This is a genomic window from Pseudooceanicola sp. NS-SX9 (assembly GCF_057380705.1).
This window is the reverse complement of the sequence record NZ_JBXXRN010000008.1, coordinates 34,544-55,061: the sequence shown is the minus strand read 5'-3', so window position 1 is coordinate 55,061 and position 20,518 is coordinate 34,544. Positions and strand designations below refer to the sequence as shown.

18 protein-coding genes are annotated in these 20,518 nt (G+C 69.0%); 3 read left to right on the top strand and 15 right to left on the bottom strand.

Annotated features, from left to right (window positions below; translation table 11 throughout):
* Positions 1 to 17 precede the first annotated feature (17 nt).
* From AC2ITM_RS24390 to AC2ITM_RS24370, 5 genes are all read right to left on the bottom strand, one after another.
* Positions 18 to 2,396: a glycoside hydrolase family 3 protein gene (locus AC2ITM_RS24390; RefSeq protein ID WP_486470957.1), complete on the bottom strand. Its 2,379-nt coding sequence runs from the start codon at positions 2,394 to 2,396 to the stop codon at positions 18 to 20.
* Entirely contained in the window at positions 2,396 to 2,989 is a 594-nt protein-coding gene (locus AC2ITM_RS24385; protein WP_486470956.1) for an NADPH-dependent FMN reductase, read from the bottom strand. Before AC2ITM_RS24385 ends, AC2ITM_RS24390 begins: the two co-directional genes overlap by 1 nt.
* A complete protein-coding gene (locus AC2ITM_RS24380) occupies positions 2,986 to 4,107 on the bottom strand; it encodes an LLM class flavin-dependent oxidoreductase (protein ID WP_486470955.1) in 1,122 nt (373 codons plus the stop codon). Before AC2ITM_RS24380 ends, AC2ITM_RS24385 begins: the two co-directional genes overlap by 4 nt.
* 210 nt (positions 4,108 to 4,317) lie before the next feature.
* Positions 4,318 to 5,391, bottom strand: a complete 1,074-nt coding sequence (locus AC2ITM_RS24375; protein ID WP_486470954.1) for a porin — start codon at positions 5,389 to 5,391, stop codon at positions 4,318 to 4,320.
* A 231-nt stretch (positions 5,392 to 5,622) separates the two neighbouring features.
* Positions 5,623 to 7,125: a GMC oxidoreductase gene (locus tag AC2ITM_RS24370; RefSeq protein WP_486470953.1), complete on the bottom strand. Its 1,503-nt coding sequence runs from the start codon at positions 7,123 to 7,125 to the stop codon at positions 5,623 to 5,625.
* Between the two features lie 378 nt (positions 7,126 to 7,503).
* Here AC2ITM_RS24370 and AC2ITM_RS24365 point away from each other — a divergent pair, with 378 nt between their 5' ends.
* From AC2ITM_RS24365 to AC2ITM_RS24355, 3 genes are all read left to right on the top strand, one after another.
* Positions 7,504 to 8,667 carry an MFS transporter gene (locus AC2ITM_RS24365; protein WP_486470952.1) on the top strand — a complete coding sequence of 388 codons (1,164 nt, stop codon included), beginning with the start codon at positions 7,504 to 7,506 and terminating at the stop codon, positions 8,665 to 8,667.
* A gap of 120 nt (positions 8,668 to 8,787) precedes the next feature.
* A complete protein-coding gene (locus AC2ITM_RS24360; protein WP_486470951.1) occupies positions 8,788 to 9,441 on the top strand; it encodes a TetR/AcrR family transcriptional regulator in 654 nt (217 codons plus the stop codon).
* Positions 9,442 to 9,517: 76 nt separating this feature from the next.
* Positions 9,518 to 9,688, top strand: coding sequence for a hypothetical protein (locus AC2ITM_RS24355; protein ID WP_486470950.1), 171 nt, complete (start codon positions 9,518 to 9,520; stop codon positions 9,686 to 9,688).
* On the opposite strand, the gene AC2ITM_RS24350 is transcribed toward AC2ITM_RS24355, so the two are convergent.
* From AC2ITM_RS24350 to AC2ITM_RS24305, 10 genes are all read right to left on the bottom strand, one after another.
* A complete protein-coding gene (locus AC2ITM_RS24350; RefSeq protein ID WP_486470949.1) occupies positions 9,685 to 10,587 on the bottom strand; it encodes a LysR substrate-binding domain-containing protein in 903 nt (300 codons plus the stop codon). The genes AC2ITM_RS24355 and AC2ITM_RS24350 overlap by 4 nt on opposite strands.
* A gap of 148 nt (positions 10,588 to 10,735) precedes the next feature.
* On the bottom strand, positions 10,736 to 11,623 hold the full coding sequence (locus AC2ITM_RS24345) for a DMT family transporter (RefSeq protein WP_486470948.1): 888 nt from the start codon (positions 11,621 to 11,623) through the stop codon (positions 10,736 to 10,738).
* Positions 11,623 to 11,961 carry a tRNA-binding protein gene (locus AC2ITM_RS24340; RefSeq protein ID WP_486470947.1) on the bottom strand — a complete coding sequence of 113 codons (339 nt, stop codon included), beginning with the start codon at positions 11,959 to 11,961 and terminating at the stop codon, positions 11,623 to 11,625. Before AC2ITM_RS24340 ends, AC2ITM_RS24345 begins: the two co-directional genes overlap by 1 nt.
* 169 nt (positions 11,962 to 12,130) lie before the next feature.
* The gene (locus AC2ITM_RS24335) at positions 12,131 to 13,576 is read right to left on the bottom strand and encodes an amidohydrolase (RefSeq protein ID WP_486470946.1); all 1,446 of its coding nucleotides are present in this window, start codon (positions 13,574 to 13,576) and stop codon (positions 12,131 to 12,133) included.
* 15 nt (positions 13,577 to 13,591) lie between these two features.
* On the bottom strand, positions 13,592 to 15,013 hold the full coding sequence (locus tag AC2ITM_RS24330; protein WP_486470945.1) for a M20 family metallopeptidase: 1,422 nt from the start codon (positions 15,011 to 15,013) through the stop codon (positions 13,592 to 13,594).
* A 171-nt stretch (positions 15,014 to 15,184) separates the two neighbouring features.
* A complete protein-coding gene (locus AC2ITM_RS24325) occupies positions 15,185 to 15,892 on the bottom strand; it encodes a GntR family transcriptional regulator (protein WP_486470944.1) in 708 nt (235 codons plus the stop codon).
* Positions 15,893 to 15,956: 64 nt separating this feature from the next.
* The gene (locus tag AC2ITM_RS24320) at positions 15,957 to 17,783 is read right to left on the bottom strand and encodes an ABC transporter ATP-binding protein (RefSeq protein ID WP_486470943.1); all 1,827 of its coding nucleotides are present in this window, start codon (positions 17,781 to 17,783) and stop codon (positions 15,957 to 15,959) included.
* Entirely contained in the window at positions 17,780 to 18,571 is a 792-nt protein-coding gene (locus AC2ITM_RS24315) for an alpha/beta fold hydrolase (RefSeq protein ID WP_486470942.1), read from the bottom strand. The genes AC2ITM_RS24320 and AC2ITM_RS24315 overlap by 4 nt, the downstream gene beginning before the upstream one ends.
* A 10-nt stretch (positions 18,572 to 18,581) precedes the next feature.
* The gene (locus AC2ITM_RS24310) at positions 18,582 to 19,493 is read right to left on the bottom strand and encodes an ABC transporter permease (RefSeq protein ID WP_486470941.1); all 912 of its coding nucleotides are present in this window, start codon (positions 19,491 to 19,493) and stop codon (positions 18,582 to 18,584) included.
* Positions 19,486 to 20,499, bottom strand: a complete 1,014-nt coding sequence (locus tag AC2ITM_RS24305) for an ABC transporter permease (RefSeq protein ID WP_486470940.1) — start codon at positions 20,497 to 20,499, stop codon at positions 19,486 to 19,488. The genes AC2ITM_RS24310 and AC2ITM_RS24305 overlap by 8 nt, the downstream gene beginning before the upstream one ends.
* Positions 20,500 to 20,518: the final 19 nt, after the last annotated feature.

Sequence of the window (20,518 nt, the reverse complement as noted above, 5' to 3'; positions counted from 1 at the left end):
TGCTGTTGCCGGTGTCGTCAGTCGCCGATCGGTCCGCGGGCCAGGGCATCGGCCAGCGACAGCCCGGCAAAGAGCGCCTCGGGCGCTGGCCTGTGCCAGCCCCCCGCCCGCCAGCGCCGCAGCGGCCTGAGATCGAGCGGCACCACCAGCGGGGCCGCCGGCCCCGGATCCAGCCAGGGCGCGGCATAGCCCACCAGCGCCACGTCGGCCTCGCCAGGCAGGCGGGCATAGACCTGAACGACGGCCTTGCCGGCGCGGGGGGCGGCATTCAGCAGCTGCACCTCGATCTGCTCGGGCCCCAGGCGGCGGGCGCCGGTCAGCGCGGGGGCGGCATAGCCCTGCCCCTCGCCCAGGCCGAAACGCGGTGTCAGCCCCCGGGCAACAAGGCCGCGATAGCCGATCTGGCGCCCCTCGGCATAGTCGAGCCGCCCGTCCGGCCCCGGATCAAGCGCAAAGGCCGGATAGTCGGCCTGACGCTGGGCCAGGCTGAAGGCCAGCCGGCCGCCCGGTTCGCGCGCCCCCGTCAGCACCTCGGCCAGGGCCGGGCCGAAGGCCTGCCCGGGATAGAGCGCCAGCATCACCCCCGGCAGGTTCTCGGCAAAGGCCAGATCGACCGCGTGGCCCACATTGACGATGACGACGGTGGCAGGGTTCGCCGCCGCCACCCGCGCTGCAAGCTGCCGCTGGCGTTCGGACAAAAGCGTGTCGGGCCGATCTTTCGATTCCACGCTGGCATCCGAGGTCTCGCCCAGCATCAGCAGCACCAGATCGGCGCGGGCGGCGGTGGCCTCGGCCTCGGCCATCAGGGCCTCGGTGCGGTCGGGGCCGGACAGGCCGTACCACAGGCCCTGCACATGGGCGGGGGCATGGCGCAGCTCGATCCGGATGTGGCGCGGCGCGCGGTCCGGCAGATCCAGCGCGACGGCCTGCGCCTCGCCGGACTTGAGCCGCCCCATGATGTCGGCGGGGGCATAGAGGGCCTCGTCCCGCAGCACCTCCCTGCCATCGACCAGCACCCGCAGGGCACCGGTGCCGCCCACGTGCAGCAGGTGGCGGCCGGGATGGTCGGGGGTCAGGATCCCCTCGGCGCAGACGCCCCCGGCCCGGTCCACCGCCGCCGCCACCCCGGTGCGCGCAAACCAGGTGAGCGAGTTGGTATCGCGGATCTCTTGCGCCAGCGGCGGGGTGTCGAAATCGTGGCTGTCGTAGTAGCGGATCCGCAGGCCGCGCGTGCCGGGGGCGGCATCGGGCGGGCAAAGCGGCATCGGCGGCAGCACGGGTTCGGGCAGGCAGCCTTCGGCAAAGTCCAGCGTCACCAGATCCGCCAGCGCCGCCTCGGCCGCCTGGCGGGGCGTGGGCAGGGCCGGGTCGATGGCGATCTTGGCGAAGGTGCCGCCCTGGTAGCAGGGCGCCTGCCAGTTCGGACCGATCAGCGCCACCCTGGGGTGGCGCGCGGGGGCCAGCGGCAGCAGGCCGTCGCGGTTGCGCAGCAGCACCAGGCCCGCGGCCGCAGCCTCGCGCAGCGTCGCCTGATCGAGGGGCACCGCCTGCCCCTGCCCGGCAAAGCGCCGCGCGGCCTGCGCCACCCGATCTGCCGCATCGCGCAGCCGTCCGGCCCCGATCTGGCCCTCGGCCAGCATCTGCAGGCAGCGGGCCCCCATCTGGCGGCCGGGGCCCGGCATCTCCAGGTCCAGCCCCGCCTGCATCGCGGCAAGGCCGTCCTGCACGCCGAACCAGTCCGAGACCAGGAAGCCGCCGAACTGCCATTCGGTCTTGATGATCTGGTGCATCAGCAGCGCATGTTCCGAGCAATAGCTGCCGTTGACCCGGTTGTAGGCCATCAGGAACCCCGCCGGGCGGGCCTGCAACGCCATTTCGAAGGGCAGCAGGTAGACCTCGCGCAGGGCGTTTTCGGGGATGCGGATGTCGACGGCGTGGCGGTCGGTCTCGCTGTCGTTGCAGACGAGGTGCTTGGGGATGGCGCCGGTGCCGCGCGATTGCAGGCCCTCGCTCCAGGCGCGGCCCAGGGCGCCGGTCAGCAAGGGATCCTCGGAGAAATATTCGAAGGCCCGCCCCGCAAGGGGCGAGCGCGGCAGGTTCAGGTTCGGCGCCAGCAGCGCATCGACCCCGGCGCGGGCGGCTTCGGCGCCGACGATGGCGCCGACGCGGCGCACCAGCGCATCGTCCCAGCTGGCGCCCAGGGCCACGGGGGCGGGCGTCAGCACGGCGACGTCGCGTTCATCGACCCGGCCGCTGGCCACGCCCATCGGACCATCGGCCATGTGCAGCGGCGCCAGCCCGCCGGGGGTGGCGGTGTGCCACATCGCGCCGCCTGCGGTCAGCAGCGCCTGGTCCTGCGGCGACAGCGGGGACGCCATATCGGTCTGATCGCGCATCACGCCACCCCCTTTCGGGCCGGATCCTGCCGGAAGGCCGTGGCAAAACGGGTGATCTGGCGCGCCTGGGCGGTGATGCCCGCCGCCAGCTGCGGATCGGCCACCGCCCCTTCGGCATCAAAGAGCGGCGCCGACAGCGCATTGACCGAGATCCCGATCGGCGTCGGCCAGCCGCGCATCGCATGGACCATGTCGCGCAGCGCCGACAGGGTGATGCCGGTGCCCTGCCAGCCCGCCGCCGACACCACCAGCCCCACCGGCCGGTCGTCGAAATAGACCCGCGCCCCGGCGCGCAGGTCCTCCAGCAGGTCGAGCGCGTTCTTCACCAGCCCCGAAACCCCGGCATGATAGGCCGGGGTGCCGATGACCAGCCCGTCGCAGTCGCGGACGGCCTCGACGAAGCTGCGCTGTTCGGGGGTGCGGCCGGGCAATTCGGGGGCGTAATGCGGCAGGCTGGCCAGGAAGCGGCCGTCAAAGAGGCGCGTCTGCGCCCCTTCGGCCGCGTAGGCCTGCAGTACGGCCCGCACCAGCCGTTCGCTGGACGATCCTGCCCTCGTCGTGCCGCCGAAGCCTATGATCCGGGGGCCGCTCATGCTGCGGCCCGGCGGCGGCTGGCGAAATGCGGGATCACGTGGCGGCCCATCAGATCGACGCTTTGTTCGGCCAGGGCCAGGCGGGCCTCGGTCAGCGGGCCGGTGGTGGTGCCGCACAGCACGTTGCCGATGCCTAGGGCCGCGTAGGGTTCCAGATGCTCGATCACCTGTTCGGGCGTGCCGTAGAGGCACCAGGTGGCGATCCACTCGTCGGTCAGCGCCTCCAGGTTGATGTCCTGCTTCCTGTTGGCGTCATCGGCCTCGGCCTTGGCGGCAAAGGCGTTTTCGCGGTTCACCGCGTCCTGGTAGGCGCGCAGGATGGTCTCCAGCTCGTCCCGGGCCTGGTCGGCCGAGGGCGCCAGGTGGACACATTGGTAGGTATGCGTCGTCCAGCCGAGCGCATGGTCCAGCGTCGCCTGGTCATGGCCGGCGGCCAGCAGCAGGTCGCGGTACTTGCCGAAATGCCGGGTGACATGGGCCAGCGGTTCCAGGTTGTTGATCACCGGCGGGCTGAAGGCGGGGATGAAGGCGGGCCAGCCGTGATCGGCGGCGCGGCGCACCGAGGCCTCCTTGAAGGCCACCGGCATCAGCGGCGCATGGCCCGGGGTGAAGGGCGCGGGCGCGATGCGCTGCACCACCCGGCCGGACCAGGGGCCGTTTTCGAAACTGACGGGCGGATCCTCGGGGGCCTTGGCCCAGAGCTGTTCGGCGATTTCGAGGTTGCGGTCGGAGATCGCCGAGGCCTCGCGGTAGTTGACGCCGAAGCCGATCATCTCTTCGGGCGTGGTGCCCGACCCCACCCCGATCAGCACCCGGCCGTCGTTGATCTGGTCCAGCAGGTTGATCCGCTCGGCCAGGCGCACGGGGCTATGCAGCGGCACCGATGTCACCGAGAACCCCAGCGTGGTCTTCTTGCGCAGTTGCGGCGCCAGCCAGGCCGCGAACATCATCGGATCGGATGCCCAGGGCGCATAGCCGGTGAAATGGTGGTCGGGCGTGAAGATCGCCTCAAAGCCTGCGTCTTCGGCCATCAGGGCATGGCGCAGCATCGACTGCATCACGAAGCGATCCTGCCCGGGTGCGGTGGCGCGGGCATTCAGGAACAAGGAAAAGCGCATCTGGTCCTCCCATGGATGATTCGAATTAAAATTAGAATAACAATTCTATATTTGAGCCGGATCACTCCTGTCAACCCGCAGGGCGGCGAGGAATGAATTTAACATATTGATATATATTGAATAAATGGAATGGACCGGCCAGGGAGGGATCCTGGCCGGTGTCGGGACGCATCAGGTTCCGGGCCCCGAGGAGCGCCCGGTCCCGCCGCGTCAGAACAGCTTTTCGATCCGCAGGCTGGCCTGCAGCGCGTCCTCGCCGTCGCGGTAGTCGCGGCTGTCGTTATAGGACAGGTAGGTGATCTCGGGGATGATCGAGAAGGTGGGGATCGGCTGGTAGGTGACGTTGGCCGAGACCGCCAGGGTGCGGGCCTGATCGTAGCTGACCTGGAAATTGGTGCTGGTGCGTGCGCCCAGCCCCAGGGTGGCGCCGCCCCAGACCGCGCCATGGCCGCCCCAGGTGCCGTAGAAGCTGCTGACCTCGCGCTTCATGCCGCTGTCGGTGGCGGCATAGACGTCATCAAAGCTCTTGTAGCCCACCTGCCCCCACAGGGCGCTGCCGCCGGCCAGCTTGTAATCCATGCGCAGCTTGGCGACGCCGCCGTCATTGGGGCTGTCGTAGGCCAGCGCGCCCTTCAGGCTGACGCCGCTGGCCCAGTCCTTGTGCAGGCCCAGCACCATGTTGGGCAGCTCGTCCTCGATCTGGCCATTGACGTCGGCATAGTCATCGCTGCCCTGTTCCAGCGATACCACCCCGCCGAAGCTGGACGAGGGGTCGAACCGGTACGACAGCTGCGCCGTGGTATAGCCGCCCGCCGGGATCAGCGCGTTGTTGACCACCGCCCCAAGGTCGCCGGTGGCACCGATAAAGGCGGATTCGTCGGCCCCCAGCAGCAGGCCGCCGATACTGACATAGGCCCGGTACAGCCGCATCCCCAGCGTGCCGCCGTCGACATAGCTGAATCGCGCCTCGGCCATGGTCTGCACCGGGCCGCTGTCGCTGTCGCTGGTCGAGCCCACCCGCAGCGTGAACCGCGAGGTCGACTGGTAGGTGTCCAGCTGCTGCAGGCTGTCGAGCGAGTCGCCGGTGGCGGGCTCGAAGCGGATCAGGCCCTGGATGCGCAGGCAACTGTCGGTGCCGGGCACGTAGAAATAGCCGATCCCCTTGGCGGCACAGCTGCGCACATAGACCGGCTGGCCGTCGGGAATTGCGGTGGTGTCGTCGGCCCGGGCCACGGCTGCGCAGGCGCAGGCCAAGGCCACGGCAGAAACTGCCGTTCTGAACATTGAGGTCTCCTCCCTGAGATCCGTTCTGGTCGCGGCCTCCCCCCTCCCCGGGGACAGGCGGCGGATCCGGCCCGGTGACACCGCCGTCGTGCGTTGCGCGGCAGGCCCGCCGGGGCCGATGCTTAACTGCTAGCGAAAGATAGGCCCGCGATCAATAATAAGAATTCTAATTCGTATATTTCACGGATGAATGTCTGAAGGGGCCGGCGACCGGGGTCGCCGGCCAGGGGGTCAGGCGGCAGCGCGCGCGGCCACGTCATCGGCCGCCAGCACCGCCAGCGCCACCGCGGTCAGCGTCGGATTGCAGGCGGTGGGGGTCGGGATGGCACCGTTGCCGCCCAGGTAGAGGTTCTGCATCCCCCAGACCCGCGATTGCGGATCGCAGACGCTGGTGCCGTCGTCACTGGGCCCGATCCGGTGCGTGCCCTGGTAGTGCAGAGAGGTCCCCGCGGGCAGCACGATCGGATCACCGATCACCCGGCCCAGGCTTTGCCCGACGCGGGCGACCACGTCGCCGGCCTGTTGCAGCCGGGCGCGGTCGGCTTCGGTCAGGCTGTAGTCCAGGCGCATCTTCGGCAGGCCCAGGGCGTCCTCGGCGGGTTCGAAGACGATGCGGTCCTCGGCGCGGATCTCCTTGGCGGCGAACAGCCCCAGCCCGACCACCGGGCGGCCGCTGCCATCGGCGCGCGGCTCCAGCGGGATCGGCGAGGTCCCCATCTGCATCAGCTGCGCATGGAAGGGGAAATCTTCGTCACGGAACGGGATCCAGGCCACCCCGGTGACGGCATCGCGCTGGTCGGCCGCAGCCGAAGTCCCGGTGTCGGCCCAGCTGCGCCCGGGATCAAGCTCGATCAGCGAGATCACCTGCGGCTGGTCGTTCAGGTAGCGCCCCAGGGCCTTGGGCCGCAGCCCCGAGGCATGCAGCAGCTGCGGCGTGCGCAGCGCATCCGCCGCCACAAAGACCACCCCGGCCGAGACCTGGCGGCGGACGCCGGTCTCCAGCTCTTCCAGCTCGACGCCGGTGGCACGCCCGCCCTCCAGCAGGATGCGCCGGCACAGCGTGCCCGTCAGCAGATCGCAGCCATGCGCCGCCCGCCCCTGCGCCGAGGCCAGCGGCCCCAGCACCACGTCGACGCCGCTCCAGAGCGGGCCGTCGGGGCCCGGACGACAGGCCAGCGGCATCGGCTGTGGCTGCCGTTCGGGGGCGCGGCCAGGACCGAAATCGCGGCGCAGGGCCTCGACCACGTAGCGCGCGGCGTCACTGGCGGGAAAGCCGTCCTGGATCACGTTCAGATAGTGTTCGGCGGTGTCGAAGGCAGCGTCCATCACCGGGGCGGGGATGAAGCCGATGCGCTCGCTGTCGCCGGGGCGTGGGCAGGCGCAGGTCCAGTGCGCGCCCATCCCCCCAAGGTTGCTGGACATGGCCGCGGCAGGCATCCCCAGGTCGTCGGGCTGGCCGGGCGCATCGGGGCGCAGCAGGAAGGTTCCGGGCCGCGCAATAAGCGCGCCTTCGGGCGCCTCGGCACGGGCCAGGGCGTAACCGCGGGCCTCGGCATAGGCGCGTTCGCGCGTCTCGGGTGGCAGGTTGCGGATGTTGGTGCCGCCGGTGCCGGCCAGATCGCGCCCCGCCTCGACGATCAGAAGCCGCATCCGGGCGGTCTCGGCCAGCCGGCGGGCAAAGGCTGATCCCACCGGGCCACTGCCCACGATCACCACGTCGTAGTGTTCCGACATCCTGGTCCTCCTCTTCGGATCTCAGTCCTGATGCATAGGGCGCGGCGCCCGAAAGGGATAATTGAAACCTGTCATGCAGCTATTCATCAGCTTGATAACACCGGGCTTTCCGCCCGACATTCAGGGCCTGAATAGCTGAATGCCGAATATCCATTTCAGCCTCCGGAACGGGCCTGTCTAGATAAAGGCCAAGGCCAGGGCGCCCGCCGCTGCCCAGCCGCGCCCGGACAGCATCGGCCTGCGCAAAAAATAGAATGAAAATTGCTGTTCTTATGTCGTAGAGGAACGGCATCAAGGCAAGAGGAGGAGAATGTCTTGAACACCCCGAATCCGTCCCCCCCGGGGACCAGGAAGGCTGGCGTCCCGCAGGGCGCCGTCATGGCCCTGACCGCGTTTCTGCCGATCATGGCGATCATTTCCCTGGTCCCGGCGGTCCCGACGCTGATCCAGCATTTCGCCGGGACCCCCCATGCCCAGACGCTGATCCCGCTGATGCTGACGGCGCCCGGGCTGATGATCGCGGTCGCCTCGCCCTTCGTCGGCTGGGCGGCGGATGCGATCGGGCGTCGCAAGCTGCTGCTGATCTCGACGCTGCTTTACGGGATCTGCGGGACGATGCCGCTGTATCTGGATCCGCTGGGGGCGATCTTTGCCAGCCGGCTGGGGGTGGGCCTGTCGGAAGCCATCGTGCTGACCATCGCCAACACCATGATGATGGACTATTTCGGCATGGCCGAGCGGCGCTTCTGGCTGACCGTGCAGGGCGTGGTGGGCCCGCTGGCGGCCAGCGCGGTGATGGCGGGATCAGGCTATCTGACCGGGCTGCACTGGAACGGCGCCTTCTGGATCTATGCCATCGCCTTTCCGCTGTTCCTGGCGATGCTGGTGTGGATGTACGAACCCCAGGTCCTGGCCCGGCATGCCGATGAACCCGAGATCGACGACACCACCTTCCCCTGGGCGCGCATCGCCACCATCGCGGGGACGACCTTCGTGCTGGCGATCCTTTACTACATCTACACGATCAACGGCGGCCAGGCGTTCCATGCCCTCAACAATGCAGCACCCGGGCGGATCGGGCTGATCCTGTCGGTGGTGTCGCTGGCGGTGCCGGTGGGGGCGCTGCTGTTCAGCTTCAGTGCCAAACGGCTGACCCCGGAACAAGTGCTGGGGCTGGTGATGGTGCTGATCGGGCTGGGAATGCTGGGCGTCGGCCACGCACGCAGCGAAATCAGCATGGGCGTTGCAGCCTTCGTACAGCAGATCGGTGCCGGCATGGCCGTCAGTGCGATGATCTTCTGGGTCTCGTCGCTGTTCGGGCCGGCGCATCGCGGCCGGGCGATGGGGGCCTGGTCCAGCGCCTTCTTCGCGGGCATGTTCGTCAGCCCGCTGGTCTTCAGCCTGCTGCGCGGCTTCGGCCAGGGGGATGTGCTTTACCCGTTCCGCATCATGGGCCCCTGCGCGCTGATCGTCGCGGCGCTGATGTTCGTCTTCGCCGCCTCGCCGCAGGGCCGGGCGCTGCGGCTGGCGCGCCTGTCCTGAGGCCAGCGGCCGGGACCTGCCGCACGCGGGTCCTGGTCTTTCCATACCTGCCGAACCGGATTAAAATGGCTGTTCGGATATGTGCCCCCCCGGGGGCAGCAGGACAGCAGGAAGGGCGCCATGGCAGAGACGACCGCAGGACTGAAGAACGAGCCAAAGCAGCGCCGCAGCCGCCTGAGCCAGGCCAAGGTCGTCGCCGCCGCCCGGGCGCTGATGGCCGAACATGGCTATGACGGCTTTACCCTTCAGCAGGTTTCCAGTACCTCGGGCGTCTCGATCGGGTCGATCTACGGGCGCTTCACCGGCAAGGACGAGCTGGTGCATTTCGTCCACCACACCCTGCTGCAGGAGATGGACGAGACCCACGCCGCCCTGATCGCCGACCCGAAATGGGCCGGGCTGGCGCTGCAGCAGATGGTGCCGCAGCTTTTCGATGCCATCGCCGAGGTGCTGCGCGCCAATGCCCCCCTGTTGCGCGCCTTCATGCTGCGTGCGATCAGCGATCCGGTGATCTCGGAGGCGGGCAGCACCTCTTACTGGCGGTTCGTCGATGCCATCGTTGGCCTGCTGATGACGCGCGCCGATCAGTTGACGACCGATGCCCCCGAGAAGGTGTTCCGCTACTGCCTGGTGTCCTCTTATTCGACCTATGGCAACGTGCTGGGGCTGGGCTCCAGCCGCGGCGAGATCAGCCATCTCGACTGGGCCTGGACCAAGGCCGAGACCAACCGCATGCTGCTGGCCTATCTCGGGGCGCATGGCATGCAAAAATAACAGAACTAGTATTCTAAATTTGTATTTGCTTCGGGCCACCGCTGCGCCTATCCCTGCCTTTGGGGAGGGTAACAGCATGACAGGTGTCACGATGAAGACCGTTTTTCCCGCCCTTCCCCACCACCGCGCCCCCGCCTTTGGCCTGCGGTCGCTTCTGCTGCGGGTCCTGCAGCTGGCCGGCCGGGGCTATGCCCCGCTGGTCGCCGATCCGAAACCCGGCCGGGTCGGCTATGGGCTGATGCTCTAGGCGGCCTCGCGGGCGCAGCGGGCGAACAGCTCGCGCAGCCAGGCCAGCCCCGGATCGCCCGCGCGGTGTCGGTGCCAGCGCATTGTCTGGCGCAGCGGCGGCAGGGGCACCGGCGGCGTCAGCATCCGAAACCGGCCGCTCTGCGCCACCCGCCGGGCCAGCCGTTCCTGCAGCAATGCCAGGTGGTTGGGCGCCTGCAGCAGATCCGCGATCGAATTGAAGGCGAAGGTGGTGATCGCCGTTCGGGGCTCCAGCCCGGCCTGGCGCATCGCGATGATGGCAAAGCTTTCCTGGCCGAAGAAGGGCTCCATCACCACCATATGGGCGCGGCCAAAGCGCTCGGCCTGCAGCTGGTCGGGCCCGGGAAAATCGCGCGGCGCCAGGATCACCAGCTGGTCCTCGAACAGCGGCGCGCTGTTATGGCTGTCCATGGCGATCGAGTCGGGCATGATCAGCAGGTCGATCTCTCCGCGTTCCATCAGCCGTTCGGGTGTGGCCATCTGTGGGCGGAAATGCAGCCGCACCCCCGGCGCCTCTTGCGCCAGACGGCGGGTCAGGCGTTCCCCCAGCACGGCCAGCGAATAATCCGACAGCACGACGCTGAAATCGCGCTGGCTGCGGGATGGGTCGAAGGCAGGGCAAGAAATGATCGCTCCGTCGATCTGCGCAATGATATCGCGCAGGGGATCGCGCAGCCGGTTGGCCAGCGGCGACAGCTCCATCTGGCGACCGACCTGGATCAGCAGCGGGTCAGAGAAATAGCTGCGCAGCCGTCCCAGGGCGTTGCTCATGGCGGATTGGGTGATGAACATCTCGTCCGCCGCCATCGAGACATTGCGCGTCCGCAGCAGCACATCCAGCGCCGCCAGCAGGTTCATGTCGAGTTTCTTGTAACGCACGCTCTCCCCTCCGTGCCAAGATATGAATTAGAATTCGTATTTGAAAATTTCTGAAATTGCTACCTCTATTTCCATGCTCTCTGGTTTTGTGGGGGAATTTGAAAAGGCCCGCAGCGGTCTGCGGGCCTTGGGACGTGGCATGGTGTGATCAGCCGGGCCGCCTGACGGGGCGCAGGCGCCGGATCAGCCGTGGTCCGGCCTGCACGATGCCGCCGCCCAGGGTGATCAGGACGACCGCCACCGCCAGCTGCCAGCCGGGCTGCCCCAGTCCCATTGCCAGCATCAGCAGGGTCGAGAGCACCGGCACCGCATAGCCCAGGATCCCCAGCAGCGCGGCATGACCCTGACGCATGCCGATATCCCAAAGGAAGAAGGCGCCTCCCGCCGGGCCCAGGCCCAGCAGCACGATGGCCAGCAGGTCCGGGCCCCGGAGCCCGGACAGGGGTTCCCCCGTGGCCAGGGCCAGCGTCAGGCAGACGCCCGAGGACAGGGCGCAGATCGTCGTCATGGCAGCGATGCCCTGGTCCTGCGCCCCGCGCCGCAGGTTGGAATAGCTGGCCCACAGCAGCGCCCCCAGGAAGGCCAGCGCATAGCCCAGGATGTCGGCCCGTGCAGGCATTCCGGCGCCGCTGCCGACCACAAACGCCACGCCCAGAAAGCCGCAGGCGGCGCCCAGGGTACCGCTCCAGCCGGCCTGCAGGCCGAAGAACAGGTTGCCGATCACGATCAGGCAGGCGGGCCACAGCGCGTTGATCAGCGACACCGGGATCGGGGCGGCGTGGTGGAAGGCTTCAAGGTAGCTCAGGTGATACAGGCTCAGCAATGCGGCGGCGGTCAGGATGCCGGGCGCGCGCGGTACCGCCGGACGCTGGCCGCGGGCCAGGGTCAGCCCCGCCCCCAGCAGGGCTGCAATGCCAAAGCACAGCCCCAGCACCAGATAGGGCGGCAGATGCGCCGCCGAGGCCCCGAGCGCCCCCAGCCCGCCCCAGGACAGGATCGCCAGGCCTCCCAGTCCGGTGGCCCGCGCCGGACCCATCAGAAGATTTCCGATCCCACCAGGGCTCCGGCGTCAGGGTGCAGCAGCATGGTGCGGCCTTCGGCATCGGGGGCGCCCATGATCAGGATCTCGGATTTGAAGCCTGCGATATTGCGCGGAGGCATGTTGACGACGCAGACCACCATCCGGTCGATCAGCGCCGCTTCGGCATAGTTGGTGATCTGGGCGCTGGACCAGCGGCGGCCCAGTTCGCCAAAATCGACCTCGACCTTGTAGGAGGGGTTGCGGGCGCGTGGGAAGGGCAAAACCGAGACGATCCGGCCGACCCGCATCTCGATCCGGGCAAAGTCATCGTACTGGATTTCAGGCTTGGTCATGGTATGCTCCCTCAGGGCCGGTCAGAATTGCGGCATCCTAAAGGTCGCCTGCGGCATTTGTGCGCGTTCTGAAGGGATTGCGGTCACAAAATGGCGGCGCAGGGCGATGTTGCGACAGAAAATCCCATGTCGCCCCCGCCTGGGCGGGACGGGGGCGAAAGGTGCCCTGTCAGTGGTTGCGCATGGCTCCGCGCGGCGGGACCAGCCCGTCCGATCCGGTGGCCCGGGCAAAGTAGTCGCGCCCCGCCAGCCGGGTGGTCAGCTCGGCCCGGGCGCGGGCGCGCAGCGCCTCGTCCTGCACCAGTTCCAGCGCGGTGGCCGCCATCACCTGGGCGGCGGTGACCATGGCCTTGTGCGCCGAAGGCAGCTTGCCCTGGGTCACTGTCTGCCAGGCGTGGAACGGCGTGCCGATGGCATGGGTCGCGGTCAGGCACTGGGCGGTCGGCACCACCCAGGACACATCCGCCACATCGGTCGAGCCCATCAGCAGCCCCGGCGCCGGCACCAGCGGCAGCACCGCGTCGTGGAAGGGCTGCGGGTGATCGGCCGGGCCACCATAGGCCTCGGCGCAGGCGGCGCGGTCTTCGGCGGTCAGGGCGGCCTCCTGCAGGGCGCGGCCAAAGGCCTGGTCGGCGGCATCGAAGGGCGGCGGGCCGATCTCCTCGAACTGGCGCTGCATGGTTTCCTCCAGCACCCGGTTCGGCAGCATTTCCGCCGTCATGCGATCCAGCGTGACCTCGATCGTGGTATCGGTCATCAGCGCGGCGCCTTCGGCGATGCGCAGCACCCGGGCGTAAAGCGCCTCGACCTCCTCCGTGCGCGGGGCCCGGATCAGGTACAGCCCCTCGGCCCGGCCCTGCACCACATTGGGAGAGATCCCGCCGCTGTCGGTGATGGCATAATGCACCCGCGCCTGGGCGGGCATGTGCTCGCGCAGGAAGTTGATGCCGATGTTCATCAGCTCCAGCGCATCCAGCGCCGAGCGCCCGACCTGCGGCGACATGGCGGCATGGGCGGGGCGGCCATGGAAGCGGACATAGGCCTGGATATTGGCCAGGGTGCCGGCCGACTGGACAAAGTTGTAGACGCAGGGGTGCCAGGTCAGCGCCGCCTCGACACCCTCGAAGGCACCGGCGCGCACCATGTAGGTCTTGCCCGATCCCCCCTCTTCGGCGGGACAGCCATAGTAGCGGATGCGGGCCGGGATGCCGGCGTCGCGCAGCGCGTCGCGCAGCCCCACCGCCGCCAGTGCCGAGGCCGCGCCCAGCAGGTTGTGGCCGCAGCCATGGCCGGGGGCGCCGGGGGTGTCGCTGTGCGGCGCCAGGGCGCCGGGTGTCTGCGCCAGCCCCGAGAGCGCGTCATATTCGCCCAGAAAGGCGATGCAGGGCCCCTCGGTGCCATCCTCGGCCAGAAAGGCGGTCGGCAGGCCGGCGATGTCGCGGGTGATGCGAAAACCCTCGGCCTGCATCGCCTCGATCTGTGCCGCGACCGAGCGGACTTCCTCGAAGCGCAGCTCCGGGGTGTCAAAGATGCGGTCCGCCAGGGCGGTGAAGGCGCCGGAGCGGGCCTCGATGGCGGCCTGAAGCGCGGCGCGGGGCAGTCTGTCGTTCTGCATGTCGCTCTCCTCGTCTCAGCCTGCCATTTCCCGGATCGGCGGGCAGGTGCCCTCGGGCAGCGGCGTGGCATAGCCCGCCGGGCCGACGCGCTCTTGCAGCTCGGCGCGGGCGCGGGCGATGATCTCGGGGGATTGCAGGGCGCGCAGGCCGGTGCGGGCCATCACCAGCCCGGCATGGACCATGCCCTTGTGCGCCATCGCCGACTGGCCCTGCGCCACCAGCTGCCAGCTGTGGAACGGCGTGCCGATGGCACAGGTCGCGCCATAGTACTGCACCAAGGGCACCACCCAGGACACATCGCCCAGATCCGTCGAGCCCGACATCGGCAGGCGCGGCGCATTGCGCGGCACCACGAAATCGCACAGCGGCCGGTCGTAATCGACGGGCAGGCCGTAGCGGCGATAGGTGTATTCGATGTCCTGGCGGGTGATGCTGGCCTGCATGGCGCGGGCAAAGTCGCGGTCGGCGTCGTCGAAACCGGGCGGGCCCAGGGCCTCCAGCTCGTCCCACATCACCGCCTCCAGGGTGCGGTTCGGCAGCAGGTTCGACACGGCGCTGATCGGGTGGATTTCAACCGAGGTGCCGGTCATCGTCGCCGCGCCCCGGGCCACCTGGGCCATCCGCTCATAGAGATCGCGCATCGTCGCCACGTCCGAGGCCCGCAGCGAATAGCGCACGCGGGTGTGGTCCTGCACGACGTTGGGGGCGATGCCGCCGGTCTCGATGATGGCATAGTGGATGCGGCAGTCGGGGGTCACATGCTCGCGCAGGTAGTTGGCGCCGACGCTGGTCAGCTCCATCGCATCCAGCGCCGAACGCCCCAGATGCGGGGCCACCGCCGCATGCGAGGACCGGCCGTGGAAGATGTAGTCGACGCGGGTGTTGGCCAGCGAATTGGCGTCCATCACCTCGCAGAAGTTCTCGGGGTGCCAGGAGATCGCGATATCGACATCGTCGAACAGCCCGTCGCGCACCATGAAGGCCTTGGCACCGCCGCCCTCTTCGGCCGGGCAGCCGTAGTAGCGCACGCGGCCGGGCAGCTTCTGTTCCTCCAGCCATTGCTTCAGCGTGGCTGCCGCCAGCATCGCGGCCGCCCCCAGCAGGTTGTGGCCGCAGCCATGGCCCGCGCCGCCCTGCTGCAGCGGGGCATGGGTCGGGCTGCCGGCGGTCTGGCTGAGCCCCGGAAGGGCGTCGAATTCGCCCAGGAAGGCGATCACCGGACCGCCCTCGCCCGCCTCGCCCAGCAGGGCGGTCGGGATGTCGGCCAGCCCGGTCTGCACCCGAAAGCCCGCCGCGCGCAGCTGTTCGGCATGGCTCGCGGCCGAGCGCGTCTCGGCGTAGCAGGTTTCGGGGGTTTCCCAGACGCGATCGCTCAGCGCCTCGTAGATCGGGGCCAGCCGGGCCAGGATATCGTCAAGCTCCAGGGTGTTCTTCATCTTGCATCCAGTCATGTCTGTCCCGGTCGCCGGCGGCGGGACCGCGGCGTCGGGGCGTGCGAAGGGGCGGCGAGGCCGCGGGAAAGGGGCGCCCGGGGGGGCGCGGATCAGGGCGGTGCGCCGCGGTCAGGCGACGCCGGGGTCAGGGGCGCGGGAACGCGGCCCCAGGCCTCAGGGGCCGTCCTGCAGCGGGGTCAGCAGACGCATCGGCACGCGCTCTTCGGCCTCGGGGTCGGGGGTGGTTTCCAGAAAGGCCATGTAGGCCTCGGCCGAACTGTCGAGCAGGCGGTGCATGTAGGCCTCGACCGCATCGGCATCGCCCCCGGCAAAGAGCGCGGCCTTGCGCAGGTTGCCCTGCGCCGAGGCTTCCCGCCATTGCGGCACCCGCAGCGTCGCGGCGCGAACCGATTGCACGAAGTCGTCGAACTGGCGGATGGTGTTCACCAGCACCAGGTTGCCGACCATCCCAAGGGTCCTTTCGCGGATGCGCACATGGGCCGCGACATAGCTGTCGTCATGGCCGTGACGGGCAACCTGGGCCTCGATGAAACCTGCCAGATCGGCCAGCGCCCCGGGGGTGTTGCCTTCGACCAGCATGCGCATGGCGAAGGGTTCCAGCCGGTGGCGGACCTGGGTCATCGCCCGGACTTCCTCGCGGGTGTAGCGGGGGAAGACGAAGCCGCGCCGGACCGGTACCACCAGCCCGTCATGCACCAGCATGGTCATCGCTTCACGCACCGGGGTGCGCGACACGCCCAGTTCCTCGGCCAGCTGGGCCTCGCGGAAGTGGTGGTCATGGGGGTAGGCGCCGTCGGCGATGCGGCGGCGCAGGGTTTCGTAGACCTGCGCGCGCAGGTCGGCCACGCGAACGATGCTCATGCGAAAGCTCCTGCCATTGTCGTCTCGCTCCGGTTGGCGGGCGGTCTGCCCGAGGGGGGGTGCCTCATGCATCCTCCCGCACCAGATGGCCGGGTGCAACCTCGTGCCAGCGGCGTTGCGGCGGCACATAGCCCCGCGGGCGCACCGGGCTGCGCAGCTCGTCGTTGCGGGTCGGGCGGCGCAGGCCGCGGCGGGCGGGATCGGGCACCGGTACCGCAGCGATAAGGCGCTGCGTGTAGGGATGGCGCGGGTTGCCGAAGATCTGCGCCCTTGGGCCGATCTCGACGATCTCGCCCAGATACATGACGGCGACGCGGTGCGACATCCGTTCGACCACCGCCATGTCGTGGCTGATGAACAGATAGGCCAGCCCGAGGCTGTCCTGCAGGTCCAGCAGCAGGTTGCAGACCTGCGCCTTGATCGAGACATCCAGCGCCGAAACTGCCTCGTCGGCGATGATCACCTTGGGGTCCAGCATCAGGCTGCGGGCAATGCAGATCCGCTGCCGCTGCCCGCCCGAGAATTCATGCGGATAGCGGGCCATCATGGCCGGCGACAGGCCCACCCGGTCCAGCAGCCCGGCGGCCTTCTCGCGCGCTTCGGCGCGGCTGCCGCGGCCGTGTTCAAGGTAGTATTCGCACAGCGCCGCACCGATGCTCATCCGTGGGTTCAGCGCCGCGAAAGGATCCTGGAACACCATCTGCACGCTGGCCCGCATCCGCCGCAGGTCCTGCGGGTTCAGCCGGCGCACGTCAAAGCCGTCGGCCACGATCTCTCCGGCGTCGGGTTCCACCAGCCGGGTCAGAGAGCGTCCGGTGGTCGACTTGCCACAGCCCGATTCCCCCACCAGGCTGAGGGTTTCGCCCTGCTGCAGATCGAACGAGACCCCCTCGACGGCATGGACCGCGCCGCTCTGACGGCCAAGCAGCCCGGAGCGTACGGGGAAGCGGGTCGCCAGGCCGCGGACCTCGATCACCGGGCGGCCTGGCTGCACTGTGTTGCCGACCGCGCGTTCGGGCAGCGGCTGGCCGGTCTGCGGGTTGACCACCGGAAAGCGCGCCGGGGTTTCGGTGCCCTCCATCGCGCCCAGCCGGGGCACCGCAGCCAGCAGAGCCCGGGTATAGGGATGGCGTCCGGCGGCGAAGACCTGCGCGGTCTCGCCCGCCTCGACGACCTCGCCGTGGTACATCACCAGGGTGCGGTGGGCGATCTCGGCCACCACGCCCATGTCATGGGTGATGAACAGCACCGCCATGCCGGTTTCCGCCTGCAGCTCCTTGATCAGGTCCAGAATCTCGCCCTGGATGGTGACATCAAGCGCGGTGGTCGGTTCGTCGGCGATCAGCACCTTCGGCCGGGCGGCCAGCGCCATGGCGATCATCACCCGCTGCCGCATCCCCCCCGAGAACTGGTGCGGGTAGTCGTCAAAGCGGTGTTCGGCATTGGGGATGCGGACGCGCTGCATCAGCTCCAGCGCGCGGGCGCGGGCCTGGGCGGCGGGCATGGCGGCATGGCAGGTCAGGGCCTCTGCAATCTGGCGACCGACCGGGAAGATCGGGTTCAGGCTGGTCATCGGCTCCTGGAAGATCATCGCGATCTCGGTGCCGCGCAGCTGGCGCATGGCCTCGGGGTCGAGGCCCAGTAATTCCTGGCCGTTCAGCTTGACCGAGCCGCCGATGCGGCTGCTGCGGCCGGGCAGAAGCTGCATGACCGACAGCGAGGTCACGCTTTTGCCCGAGCCGGATTCGCCGACGATCGCCAGGGTCTGCCCGGGATAAAGATCGAAGGACAGGCCCTTGACCACCTCGCGCCAGCCGGTCTGGGTGCGGAAGGCGGTGCGCAGGTCCCGGACCTGCAGGACCGGGCTGGGGGTAGGTTCGGCGTGGCTCATGGGGCGGGGCTTTCGGCAGGAAGATCGGAAAGGGCTGCGGCGATGGCAAGGGCCAGGCCGTCGGGGTTGTCGGCATGCATGTCATGGCCCGAAGCCGCGACGATCCGCACCGGCAGGCCGAGGCGGGCGAACAGGCCGGCATCGGGATGGTCCTGGTGCTGCGCGGACAGCAGGATCGCCCGGGGCAGGCCGAGCGCGGCCAGGCGCGCATGCCAGGGCGGCTGCACGCCCCGCGCCAGCGCCGAGGCCGCGGCATGCAGCGTGGCGGGATCGGCCCGGCGCCAGATCCGCATGTCGTGGCCGCGGGCCTCCAGGGTTGCGGCGATCTCGGCATGGGCTGCGGCATCGTAGGCGGCGGCGGGCCGGGCGGCGATGCGGGCGCTGATCAGCCCGCCGCCACCGCGCATGTTGGCCTCGGCCAGGATCAGCCCGCGGCAGGCGGGGGCGGCCTCGGCCAGTTCGATCGCGACCGCGCCGCCCATGGAATGGCCGAACAGCACAAAGGGTTGCCCGGGCAGGATCTGCCCGAGCAGATCTGCGGCCAGTCGGGCCTGCGCCCCGGTGGTGCCGTCGAAATCCGCCACCGGGGCGGCCCGGCCGAACCCCGGCATGTCGATCAGGATCACCGGGCGCGCGGCCAGCGCCGGATGGCGCACGACCGGGGCAAAACCTTCGATCGCGCTGCCGCCCAGCCCGTGCAGCAGGACCAGCGGCATCCTCTGCCCCGGCCGTTCGACCCAGGCCAGGGCGGCTTTGGCGGGCCCGGGGGGAAGGTGTCGGATCTGCATCTGCGCCGCCTCAGCCCTGGGCACTGCGCGGGTCCAGCGCATCGCGCAGCGCATCGCCGATGTAGTTGACCGACAGCACCGTCAGAGAGATCGCCAGCCCCGGCCAGATCACCCGCGCCGGGGTGATCAGCATGAAGTTCACCCCATCATAAAGCAGCCGGCCCCAGGTCGGAAAGTCCGAGGGAAAGCCCAGCCCCAGGAACGACAGCGCGCTTTCGGTGATGATCGCGGTGGCGATGCCCATCGTCGCCGACACCAGGATCGAGCTGACGACATTGGGCAGCAGGTGATGCAGCACGATGTTGCGTTCGCGCACGCCGCCGCTCTTGGCCGACAGGATGAACTCGCGCTGTTTCAGCGCCAGCACGTCGCCGCGCACGATCCGCGCCGTGTGCATCCACGAAGTGATGCCGATGACGAAGACGATCAGCACGAAGATGCCGCCTTCGGGGCCCAGAAGGGACCGCAGGGTATCGCGGAACAGCATCAGGATGACCAGCAGCAGCGGCAGCACCGGCAGTGCCAGAAACAGGTCGGTCAGCCGCATCAGCACCCCGTCGAGGCGGCGGAAATAGCCCGCCAGCAGGCCCACGACCGTGCCCAGCAGCAGCGACAGCAGCATCGCCGTCACCCCCACCGCCAGCGACACCCGTCCACCGGCCAGAACCTGGGCGAACAGGTCGTGGCCCAGGTTGTCGGTGCCCATCCAATGCGCCATGCTCGGGCCCTGGTTCTTGTCCAGGATGTTCAGCGCCCCCGGGTCGATCCCGTAGAGCGCGGGGCCCGCCAGGGTGCCCAGCACGATCACGGTGAAGGCGGCCAGCCCGGCGACCCCGCCCTTGTGGCGGGCGAAGCGGCGCCAGATTTCGGCGGCATAGCCGCGGCTGGCGGGCGTTTCGGGGGAAAAGGTCGCGTCAGTCATAGCGGATCCTCGGGTCGAGCAGGCCATAAAGGACATCCGCGACCAGGTTGAAGAGCACGATCAGGAAGGCGAAGATGAAGGTCAGCGATTGCACCAGGGGCAGGTCTCCGCCCTGGACGGCGGTGATCAGCAGCTGGCCCAGGCCGTTCACCCGAAAGATCTGTTCGGTGATGATGGCGCCCGAGAAGATCGACGGCACGCCAAGCGCGATCACCGTGACCACCGGGATCATCGAGTTGCGCAGCACATGGCGGAGCAGCACGACCCGTTCCCGGACCCCCTTGGCGCGGGCGGTGCGCACATAGTCCTGCGACAGGTTGTCCAGCACCGAGGCCCGCACGAACCGGCTGATCTGGCTGAGGTTCACCAGCGAGATCACCGCCACCGGCAGCACCATCTGATGCACCTGCGCCAGGAAGCTGGACCAGTCGGTGACCCGCAGCGTGGTGTCGTAGACCGAGGGGAACCAGTGCAGCCAGGACGAGAACACCACGATCAGCACCACCCCCGAAAAGAACGACGGCACCGAGAAGCCGACCATCGCCAGGAAGGTGCCGATCTGGTCGAAGACCGAATATTGCCGGTAGGCCGAGAGGACCCCGATGGGGATCGCCAGCAGGATCGAGACCAGATAGGACAGCCCGACCACCCACAGCGTCTGCGGCAGGCGCTGCGCGATCAGGTCGACGACCGGGCTTCGGGTGCTCCAGGACAGCACGCGCAGGCGGTCCGTGCTGTCGCCGATCTGCCAGCCGGTCATCTGTTCCAGCAGGTTCAGAGGCTCGTTGACGAAGAACTGCACCAGCCAGTGCAGGTAGCGCATCAGGAACGGGTCGTTCATGCCCAGCGAGGCGCGGATCTTCTCGCGGACCTCGGGGGGGATCGACAGCGGCAGGTCCGAGGTCGGATCCGACGGCGCCAGATCGAGCAGCGCAAACAGGATGAAGCTGATCACCAGCAGGGTCGGAATGGCGAACAGCAGGCGCCGCAGGGTATAGTTGAACATCGCGTCTTCCAGCTTGGGG